Source organism: Acidovorax sp. CF316 (assembly GCF_000276605.1).
Lineage (GTDB): Bacteria > Pseudomonadota > Gammaproteobacteria > Burkholderiales > Burkholderiaceae_C > Acidovorax.
In genome coordinates this window covers 1-8,988 of record NZ_AKJX01000185.1, presented here as the reverse complement: position 1 = coordinate 8,988, position 8,988 = coordinate 1, and the positions used below count along the sequence as shown (strand labels likewise).

10 protein-coding genes, 1 tRNA gene and 1 pseudogene are annotated in these 8,988 nt (G+C 63.1%); 6 read left to right on the top strand and 6 right to left on the bottom strand.

Annotation, left to right across the window (positions count from 1 at the left end; genetic code table 11):
* From PMI14_RS23035 to PMI14_RS34370, 4 genes are all read left to right on the top strand, one after another.
* A partial coding sequence (locus PMI14_RS23035) for an electron transfer flavoprotein subunit alpha/FixB family protein (RefSeq protein ID WP_007857824.1) occupies positions 1-888 on the top strand: 888 nt, incomplete at its 5' end.
* A 118-nt stretch (positions 889-1,006) separates the two neighbouring features.
* Positions 1,007-1,564 carry an alpha/beta hydrolase gene (locus tag PMI14_RS23030; RefSeq protein WP_238541889.1) on the top strand — a complete coding sequence of 186 codons (558 nt, stop codon included), beginning with the start codon at positions 1,007-1,009 and terminating at the stop codon, positions 1,562-1,564.
* A 13-nt stretch (positions 1,565-1,577) separates the two neighbouring features.
* A complete protein-coding gene (locus PMI14_RS23025; protein WP_035205277.1) occupies positions 1,578-2,441 on the top strand; it encodes a CoA ester lyase in 864 nt (287 codons plus the stop codon).
* A 96-nt stretch (positions 2,442-2,537) separates the two neighbouring features.
* The gene (locus PMI14_RS34370; RefSeq protein WP_081497377.1) at positions 2,538-2,996 is read left to right on the top strand and encodes a LysR family transcriptional regulator; all 459 of its coding nucleotides are present in this window, start codon (positions 2,538-2,540) and stop codon (positions 2,994-2,996) included.
* An 83-nt stretch (positions 2,997-3,079) separates the two neighbouring features.
* Here PMI14_RS34370 and PMI14_RS35935 read toward each other — a convergent pair whose 3' ends face one another.
* The 6 genes and pseudogenes from PMI14_RS35935 to PMI14_RS22995 all read right to left on the bottom strand — a co-directional run bounded on the left by PMI14_RS35935 (position 3,080) and on the right by PMI14_RS22995 (position 6,621).
* A complete protein-coding gene (locus PMI14_RS35935; protein ID WP_081497376.1) occupies positions 3,080-3,226 on the bottom strand; it encodes a transposase in 147 nt (48 codons plus the stop codon).
* A gap of 208 nt (positions 3,227-3,434) precedes the next feature.
* Complete coding sequence (locus PMI14_RS23010) at positions 3,435-5,216, bottom strand: site-specific integrase (RefSeq protein WP_238541888.1); 1,782 nt, start codon at positions 5,214-5,216, stop codon at positions 3,435-3,437.
* A 21-nt stretch (positions 5,217-5,237) separates the two neighbouring features.
* Positions 5,238-5,414: pseudogene (locus PMI14_RS35930) on the bottom strand (DUF6538 domain-containing protein); the annotation flags it as partial.
* Positions 5,415-5,498: 84 nt separating this feature from the next.
* Positions 5,499-5,572 (bottom strand) — tRNA-Gly (locus PMI14_RS23005).
* A 38-nt stretch (positions 5,573-5,610) separates the two neighbouring features.
* Positions 5,611-5,976 (bottom strand): ribbon-helix-helix domain-containing protein, encoded by a 366-nt coding sequence (locus PMI14_RS23000; protein ID WP_007857819.1) that lies wholly within the window; start codon positions 5,974-5,976, stop codon positions 5,611-5,613.
* A gap of 63 nt (positions 5,977-6,039) precedes the next feature.
* Complete coding sequence (locus PMI14_RS22995; RefSeq protein ID WP_007857818.1) at positions 6,040-6,621, bottom strand: DJ-1/PfpI family protein; 582 nt, start codon at positions 6,619-6,621, stop codon at positions 6,040-6,042.
* A gap of 287 nt (positions 6,622-6,908) precedes the next feature.
* Between PMI14_RS22995 and PMI14_RS22990 the strand changes: the two genes are divergently transcribed.
* Both PMI14_RS22990 and PMI14_RS22985 read left to right on the top strand, forming a co-directional pair.
* Positions 6,909-7,886, top strand: coding sequence for a sulfurtransferase (locus tag PMI14_RS22990; RefSeq protein ID WP_007857817.1), 978 nt, complete (start codon positions 6,909-6,911; stop codon positions 7,884-7,886).
* Positions 7,887-7,959: 73 nt separating this feature from the next.
* The coding region (locus PMI14_RS22985) for a YeeE/YedE thiosulfate transporter family protein (protein WP_007857816.1) at positions 7,960-8,988 on the top strand (1,029 nt) is incomplete at its 3' end.

The window sequence follows — 8,988 nt, the reverse complement described above, 5'->3', positions numbered from 1 at the left end:
GGCGCAACGCTCAACACCGTGACCGCCGCCATGGCCTGCGGTGGCGACGTCCACGTGCTGATCGCCGGCCACAATGCCGGTGCTGCCGCAGCTGCTGCCGCCCAGATCGCCGGTGTCGCCAAGGTCATCCATGCCGACGCCCCCGGCCTGGACCACGGCCTGGCCGAGAACGTGGCCGCCCAGGTCCTGGCCATCGCCAGTTCCTACAGCCACATCCTGTTCCCCGCGACCGCCGGCGGCAAGAACGTGGCACCCCGTGTGGCGGCCAAGCTCGATGTGGCCCAGATCAGCGACATCACCAAGGTGATCTCCCCTGACACCTTCGAGCGCCCCATCTATGCCGGCAACGCCATTGCCACCGTGCAAAGCGCAGACAGCGTCAAGGTCATCACCGTGCGCACCACGGGGTTTGATGCCGCAGCCGCATCCGGTGGCAGTGCAGCGACTGAAACCGCCACCGCTACGGCGGATGCCGGCAAGAGCAGCTTTGTGGGCAGCGAGATCGCCAAGAGCGACCGCCCAGAACTCACCGCTGCCAAGATCATCGTCTCCGGTGGCCGGGCGCTGGGCAGCAAGGAGAAGTTCGACGAAGTGATGACCCCACTGGCCGACAAGCTGGGCGCTGCCCTGGGCGCCAGCCGCGCTGCGGTGGATGCGGGTTATGCACCCAACGACTGGCAGGTGGGTCAGACGGGCAAGATTGTGGCGCCGCAACTCTACGTCGCCGCGGGTATCTCGGGGGCCATCCAGCATTTGGCGGGAATGAAGGATTCCAAGGTGATCGTGGCGATCAACAAGGATCCGGAGGCGCCGATCTTCAGCGTGGCCGACTATGGGCTGGAGGCGGATTTGTTCACGGCGGTGCCTGAGTTGGCTCGGGCGCTGTAGTCAGCGCCGAGGCGAGATCATTGTGATGCCAAGCTACCTTCAAACCAGTGGAACCCATCTGTTTGCTGGACCTGCGGGGAGCATGGAGGTTCTCTTCGACATCCCCAAAGACTCACCCATGGGCATTGCCATCGTTGCACATCCTCAGCCACTACTGGGAGGCAATGCGGCGCACAAGGTGCCCCAGTTCCTGGCGCGCGCCCTGTGCGACGCCGGGTGGGTGGTTGCGCGCCCGAACTTTCGGGGCGTAGGGCAAAGCGATGGTGTACACGGTGGTGGAGAGGGGGAAACGGACGATGTTCTGTTTTTGCACGATCTGCTCCATGCCGCAACGCCTGGACTTCGGCATGCCCTGGTTGGCTTCTCGTTTGGTGCTTATGTCCAAGCCTGCGTGGCTCGTCGTCTGGTTGACCGCGGAACGCCAGCGTGGCGAGTTTGCCTTGCCGGCATGCCTTTTGGGACCTTGGATAGCTATCGCCGCTACCTGACGCCTTCCGGCATCACCGATGCGCTGGTGGTTCATGGCGAAGCCGATGGCCGTGTGCCCTTGGCAAATGTGATGGCTTGGGCCAGGGACGGCACCCAACCCGTGGTGGTGGTGCCAGGCGCCAATCATTTCTTCTCGGGCAAGCTGCAGGTACTGCGCTCGCTGATCCTTCGACACATGGCCGTGTGAGCGGACCTTTGACATGAACCATTCCCCCATCCTCGCCAGCGCGCGGACTCTCCTTTTCGTGCCAGGAAATCGTCCTGAGCGTTTTGAAAAAGCCATGGGAAGCGGCGCAGACGCGGTCGTGCTGGATCTTGAGGACAGTGTGCCCCTGGCCGAGAAAGGTGCCGCTCGGCAGGCGATAGCGCAGGCATTGGGTGGGCTGGCCAAGCACGACGTCCCGCTGGTTGTCCGTATCAATTCCGTGGGAGCGGGCCTGGCAGGCGAGGAAGACCTCTACTGGCTGGCGAGCCTCAAGCTACTGGCTGGCGTGATGGTTCCCAAAGTCGAGTCCGCAGAAATGCTGGATACCGTAGGCCGCCAGCTCCCATCTGTTCCCTTGCTGCCGCTGATCGAAAGCGGTGCAGGGTACCTTGCATTGCGCAGCATTTCCTCGCAAAGGCAAGTCCTACGTCTGGCAGTAGGGCATATCGATTTCATGGCGGACACGGGGATCATGTGCTCTGCCGGTGAGTCGGAGCTTGATTCCCTGCGCTTCGAAGTGGCCATGGTCTCTCGCGCGTCCCGACTCGCGCCGGCCATCGATGGCGTGACGGTGGACATCCACAACGCCGAGCTACTACGAGACGATGTCCATCGATCCTTGCGCTTCGGATTCGGCGGCAAGCTGTGTATTCATCCCAAGCAAATCGAGGGGATTCACAGTGCCTTTGCTCCGACGGCGACCCAGTTGAACTGGGCCCGTCGTGTTGTGGCTGCAGATGCTGAGTCGGGGGGCGCTGCAGTGCAGTTGGATGGCCGCATGGTCGATGCGCCGGTCGTGCTCCAAGCCAAGAGCTTTTTGGCCAGAGCCAATGCCGGCCAGCACCGCGAGACTGTTTGATCGTTGGCTCAATGCCGGGGCGATGAAGCGAGGGACAGGGTTTCGCCAAAGGCTACCTGCTGGCGCAGCGCATCCACATACTGCTTTGACACAAAAATGCTCGAATTGAAGGATTGCAAGATGGCTCTGGCGCGCAAGGGCGCTGATCATCCATTTGTGCAGCGGCCCGTTTCGAACGCCCAGTCCAACTACGTCGGCTGCAGTGTGCCATCCTTGATCAACCTCACGCGTGTGGATTTGGCGTCGATAAGGCTGGTCGTCGTTTGCGCCAGCCAGGGCTCGTTGACGCGAGCGGCGCCGCTTTGCAATATGTCTCTCATGACCGCAAGCCGGAGGTTGCGCAGGCTGGAGGCAGCCCTGGGATGCACCATTTTCCATAGAGGCCGTATCTTGCTTGAGCCAACGAAAGCTGGTCTGGTCGTGATCAAGTCAGCGCAGACTGTTGTTCAGCTGGTGCATGACATGGTGCAAAACGTACTTTGCATACCTTCTCCCTGTGGGCACGTGCATGAGAACACAGGTCGATCTGGCAAGCAAAAGATACGCCCTGTCTGATGCCCACTCGGAAGACATCAAGGATATGCCTTGCATGTTCGTGATCGACGATGGTCACAGGCTTCTTCATCGGCCTGAGGCAGCTATCGCTCCACGCTTGTCTCGCCAAGCTTCATAAAGCGGCAAACCTCGCTGATGTGCAACCCTTGTTCGCGAACCATCGGCACGACTCGAAGCTTGAACTCCGCGCTGAATGTCTTTCGTTTCTCTTGCTCATGTTCCTCGTACAGGTAGGATCAAACCCATCAAGGTATCCCTTGATGCTGGACCAACACAGTCCTTTCTCAAGCAACATGATTCGGTTCTGGCCCCTGCAGCCCAACTCCTTTGCAAATATTCACCGAAGGGCGACGAACTTGTTGCGTCTGATCTGAAACGCTAACACCGCCACCGTGAGCATGATGGTGCGCGCTCACGCTACGCGCTAGCCTACGCTTCCTAACGATGCTTCTTGCCGTGTACAGCCTTCAACTCAAGTGCATGCCTGATGGCCTCAACGCCTCCTTCCACATCGAATTTCACGATAGACGGAAGCGGGAATGAGAGTGCGTTGATTCCGTCCTGGAATGTCTTAACGGATGCACCTTTGTCATACCGGCTTTCGACCAACGCCTTTGAACGCGAGTGACCCATTAAGTCCGACTTGAGTGTCGTGGGAAGACCTGTTGCGCCCAGTGCAGTGGCGAAATTGTGGCGCAGAGAGTGGAAGGTTCTGCGGCCATCACGGGGGATCTTCAGTTCGATTCCAAGATAGCGCTCATTGAACCACTTGCCGGCCGCTTTTCCATAGCCTTTGGTTTTGTCAAAGCTCAACTCCGGGAACAGCCTGACATGCCCCGCAACTCGCAGCGCGTTCACGTACTCCAGAAATCCACGTTCGAGCAAGTAGGCGTGCACTGGGATAATGCGCTGGGAGTTGATGGTTTTCAGCGATTTGTCGGTGCCGAGGGATTTTTCCATGCCGTCCAGATCCATCTTGCCCTCGCCTTCAAGGTTGAAGTCGAAGTAGGCAATGCCAGATTCATCCAGCCGGATGTCGCTGAGGTACAACTGCGACAGCTCGTTGAGACGGCCACCCCCGAGAAGCGCGAGCAACGGTAGCCAATAATAGTGAGGTCGGTAGGCGTAGAACTTGCCCTTGGGCGTGCGCTGACCCACACCGTTCTTAAACCAGGGCGCGCTGAAGATCAAGCCCAACTCCGCCGATGAAAACGCATCGCGCTGCTGGCTGGCTTTTGCTTTGGGCCCGCCAGCCTTCTTCAGCAGCTCACCGCCCAGCCCCGTCGCAGGGTTCTGAATCATCATCGTTTCGCGCACGGCCCAGGCGAAAATCTCAGCCAGGCTGTCCAGCAGTCGTGCCTGGGCCTGTGTAGTCAGGCGAGGCAGATCATGTTGGTCAGCCAATGCGATGAGTTCGGGGAACGTAGCGGCGGAGCTCTTGTACTTTCTCCGGATGTTGTGGCGTTCGTCTGGAATGCGTGCAATCTGGTCTGCAAGCTCGCGCAGTGCGAGGCGATCCACCTTGGCCAGCGGGACATCGCCGACAAGCTCGGCGAGCAGATCGCACTGGTCTTTGCGCCGTCGCAATTGGTCCGGCTTCCAGGCGCCCTCATGTCTGCGGAGGTACTCAACCGTCAAGTCTGTCACCGTCCTCTCCTTGACCGTTGGTGGAAGGGGAACTGACGCCGCCTTTGTCGCCGCGCCGAGGGTAGCTGCGGCACGCACCTCAGGGGCCAGCAACGCTGCAAGCGAGGTCCGCAGGGCCTCGACATCCCCTCGACGTACTTCCAGCATGGCTGTTGCGATACCCGGGCCCGGGACATCGCATACGAAGCCGTTCTCGGTAGAGGGCCAGTGAAGAAACTGGCTCACCGGTACGGTTGCATCGGCGCGCGCGATGGCTCCGATCTCCTCGTCAAAACGAATGCGCAGGCGGCCGGTGTGCCGTGTGCGTGCAGCGAGCCCTCCCAGCTTGTGTTCGTCGATGACCACCTCGACAAGGCCCTGCGCGTCGCGCATGTGTTCGAGCTGCTGCTCATAGTCGTGTACTTGCCAGCCCAGCCATCCATCAGCATGAACGAAGAACGGCGCGCGGCGCGCGATCAATCTGTCGGCGAGCAGTGCAGGGGTTGTCCCCAGGGCGAGAGCTGCATCTACAAGTGGGAGGTACCCGTCTCCAAGGAGTTGGAGAGACCCGGCAGCAATGGCAGATATGTCCATGAGATCAGCCTTTGCAATGGCCCGATGCCACTCAGCGACAAGGTCGGCTGCCACGATCCGGGCAGACCGAGGGTCCCGGCAGCCGGTGCTCCGATGAATCTCAAGCTTCCCGACCGCCTTCTGAAGGCGCCGAGGCACGCACAGACGAACAAAGTAAACGCCGCTAGAGCGGCGGTTTAAAGACAAAGAGCCTGACACGTCGTACCACACTTTCGTAGTGGGTCTGCGTGCCAAGCTCAGGCTTGGATGCGAATGTAGATGGATCAACCACTTACAAAACTATGGAGCGGGTGAAGGGAATCGAACCCTCGTCAGTTGCTTGGGAAGCAACAGCTCTGCCATTGAGCTACACCCGCAGTGCGCCGGATTATAGGGGCACTGCTGCCGGGCCGATTCACGCAGCCTGCGCCAGCACGGTGCGCCGTCCCTCGGTGGCCAGCACCTGCTGGGCATTGAGGCTGCGGATGGGGATCGATGCATCCTGCGGGATGCCGCCCGACAGCTGCAGCGCCATGTAGCGGCCACAGCACACGCGCAGGAACGAAGCGAAGTTGTCCACCTCGCCGCGCTCGGCCACCAGTTCGTCGTACAGCTTCGTGCACAGCTGGGGCACGCCCATGCCATCGCGCCGGGCGATCTCGCCGAGCACTTGCCAGAACAGGTTTTCCAGCCGGATGCTGGTGGCCACCCCGTGCAGCCGCACCGAGCGGGCGCGGCTTTCGTACAGGGTGGGATCGGCGCTGATGAATACCTGGCACATGCTTGCGGCCTTTCAGAAACGGCCTCCATCATCGGAGGCCGTTGCCGTGGCGTCAAACGCGGCTTACAAACTGATGCGCGTGCCCAGCAAGGCCAGGAACTGTGCAATCCAGGCCGGGTGCGCCGGCCAGGCCGGGGCCGATACCAGATTGCCTTCGGTCACGGCGGCGTCGATGGCGATCTCGGCGTAGGTGCCGCCCGCGATCTCCACCTCGGCCCGGCAGGCCGGGTAGGCCGAGCAGGTGCGGCCCTTGAGCACGCCGGCACCGGCCAGCAGTTGCGCGCCATGGCACACGGCGGCGACAGGCTTGTTGGTGTCGAAGAAGTGCTTTACCGCCGAGACCACCGCCGGGTAGGTGCGCAGGTACTCGGGGCCGCGGCCACCGGGGATCACCAGCGCGTCGTAGCTGGCCACGTCCAGGCCGGCAAAGGTGGCGTTCAAGGTGAAGTTGTGGCCCGGCTTTTCGCTGTAGGTCTGTGCGCCCTCGAAGTCGTGGATCGCCGTCTTGATGTGGTCGCCGGCCTTCTTGTCCGGGCACACCGCATGCACCGTGTGGCCCACGGCCAGCAGGGCCTGGAAGGGCACCATGGTCTCGTAGTCCTCGCAGTAGTCGCCGCACAGCATGAGTATCTTTTTCGCCGCCATCGTGTGTCTCCTCAAAGGTCAGGGGAGTCCATTGTTGGGTTGCGGGGCGTGTGGTGGGTGTTAGCCGGCTACTACATGCGGCGCAGCTCCAGGCCATTCCCATTGGGGGTAAACCAGGGCCCGTGCCGGGCAGATCCCATACGTCCCATCCGGGCATGCTCGCGCCTTTTTCGCATAACCAAGCGCGTTTTGCTTTGTTCCGCAGCCGGCGCCGAGCCCCTAAATTCCGTTCATCGGTTGCCGCAATGGTTGCAGCACCGGCCACCCGACAAGAGAGGATGACCCGCATGAGCCAGCCACAGCACACGACGACGATCCACCCCACCCAGCCCCTGGGCCGCCGCCTCGGCGCATGGGTACTGGGTGCCGGCATGGCGCTGGGCGCATCGCTGGCCTGGGCGGCCACGCCCATCCCGGCGGGCCCGCTGGTCAGCACCGAGTGGCTGGCGCAGAACCTCGACAACACCCAGGTGCGCATCGTCGAGGTCAGCGTGAACCCGGGCCTGTACGAACGCAGCCACGTGCCCGGCGCCGTGAACTTCTCCTGGCACCAGGACCTGAACGACAAGGTGCGCCGCGACATCGTCAGCAAGGAGGCCTTCGAGGCGCTGCTGTCCAAGGCCGGCGTGACGCCCGAGACCACCGTGGTGCTCTACGGAGACACCAACAACTGGTTTGCCGCCTGGGGCGCCTGGGTGTTCGACATTTACGGGGTGAAGAACGTCAAGCTGCTCGACGGGGGCCGCAAGAAGTGGGAGGCCGAGAACCAGCCGCTGAACAACCGCGTGCCCGAGTTCACGGCCAGCAACTACAAGGTCACGCAGGTCAACACGCAGCTGCGCGCCCGCCTTGCCGACACCCTGGCCGCGGCCGAGGGCAAGAGCAACGCCAAGCTGGTGGACATCCGCTCGGCCGACGAATACTCCGGCAAGATCTTTGCGCCGGCCGGCGTGCCCGAGCTGAGCATCCGCGCCGGCCACATCCCCGGTGCCGCCAACGTACCCTGGGGCCAGGCGGTCAAGGAAGACGGCACCTTCAAGTCGGCCGAGGACCTGAAGAAGCTCTATGCCAACGTGGGCATCGACGGCAGCAAGCCGGTCATCACCTACTGCCGCATCGGCGAGCGCTCCAGCCACACCTGGTTCGCGCTGTCCAAGATCCTGGGCTACAGCGTGAAGAACTACGACGGCTCGTGGACAGAATACGGCAACGCCGTGGGCGTGCCCATCAACAACCCGGCCGGCACGGTCTGGGCCGCCAAATAAGGCGTACCGAGTTTTTTGGTAGGGGGTCTCTTTACAGCCCGCTTCGGCGGGCTTTTTTTCGTTCCGGTGCCACATGACGACGACAAGCAACAAGCAGCCATTCCCATTCCTTTCTCCCATCGCTGCAGTGGCCCTGCTGGCGGCGTTGGCCCTGTCCACGCGCTGGATCGAGGGCCTGGCCGGTGGGCGCACGCTGGTCTTTGCCCTGGTGACCGGTGCCGTGCTGGGCCTGGTGCTGCAGCGCTCGCGCTTTTGCTTTTACTGCCATGCACGCGACTGGTTCGAGGATGGCAACCCGCGCGGGTTGCTGGCCATCGTGCTGGCGCTGGCCGTGGGCCTGGTGGGCTACACCGTGGTGCTGGGTGGCTGGCTGCCGGTGCCGCAGCCGGGCAAGCTGCCGCCGGACATGCACATCGGCCCCGTGAGCTGGGTGCTGGTGGCCGCCGGCCTGTCGTTCGGTGCCGGCATGGTGGTCTCGGGCTCGTGCATCAGCGCGCACTGGTACCGGCTGGCCGAGGGCTCGGCGGTCTCGCCGTTTGCGCTGCTGGGCTCGGCGCTGGGCTTCATCCTCGGGTTCAAGACCTGGAACGGCCTGTACAGCCTGAGCGTGGCCGATGCGCCGGTGGTCTGGCTGCCTGCGCACCTGGGCTATGGCGGAGCGCTGCTCGCGCAACTGGCGGTGCTGGCCGCGTTGGCGGCCTGGCTGTGGCGCGGCTTTGCGCGCGAGCCAGTGGGCGAGGGCGTGCGCGGGGTGGGCGTCCCTGGCCTGCGCGCCGTGTGGCAGCGCCTATGGACCGGCCGCTGGAGCTACTGGGCCGGCGGCTTGGCCGTGGGCCTCATCGGTGCGCTGGCCATCGTGCGCATGCGGCCGCTGGGCGTGACCGCCACGCTGGGCAGTGCGGCGCGCCAGTGGGCGCAGGGCTGGGGATGGATCCCCGAGCGGCTCGACGGACTCGACGGCTTTGCCGGCTGCGCCACCGCGCCGCAGTCCACCTGGCTCACGCCCAACGCCTTGCTGCTGGCCGGGCTGGTGGCCGGGGCCTTCATCGCCGCGCTGGCCAACCGCCAGTTCGCCCCGCGCTGGCCGACCTGGCGCGATGCC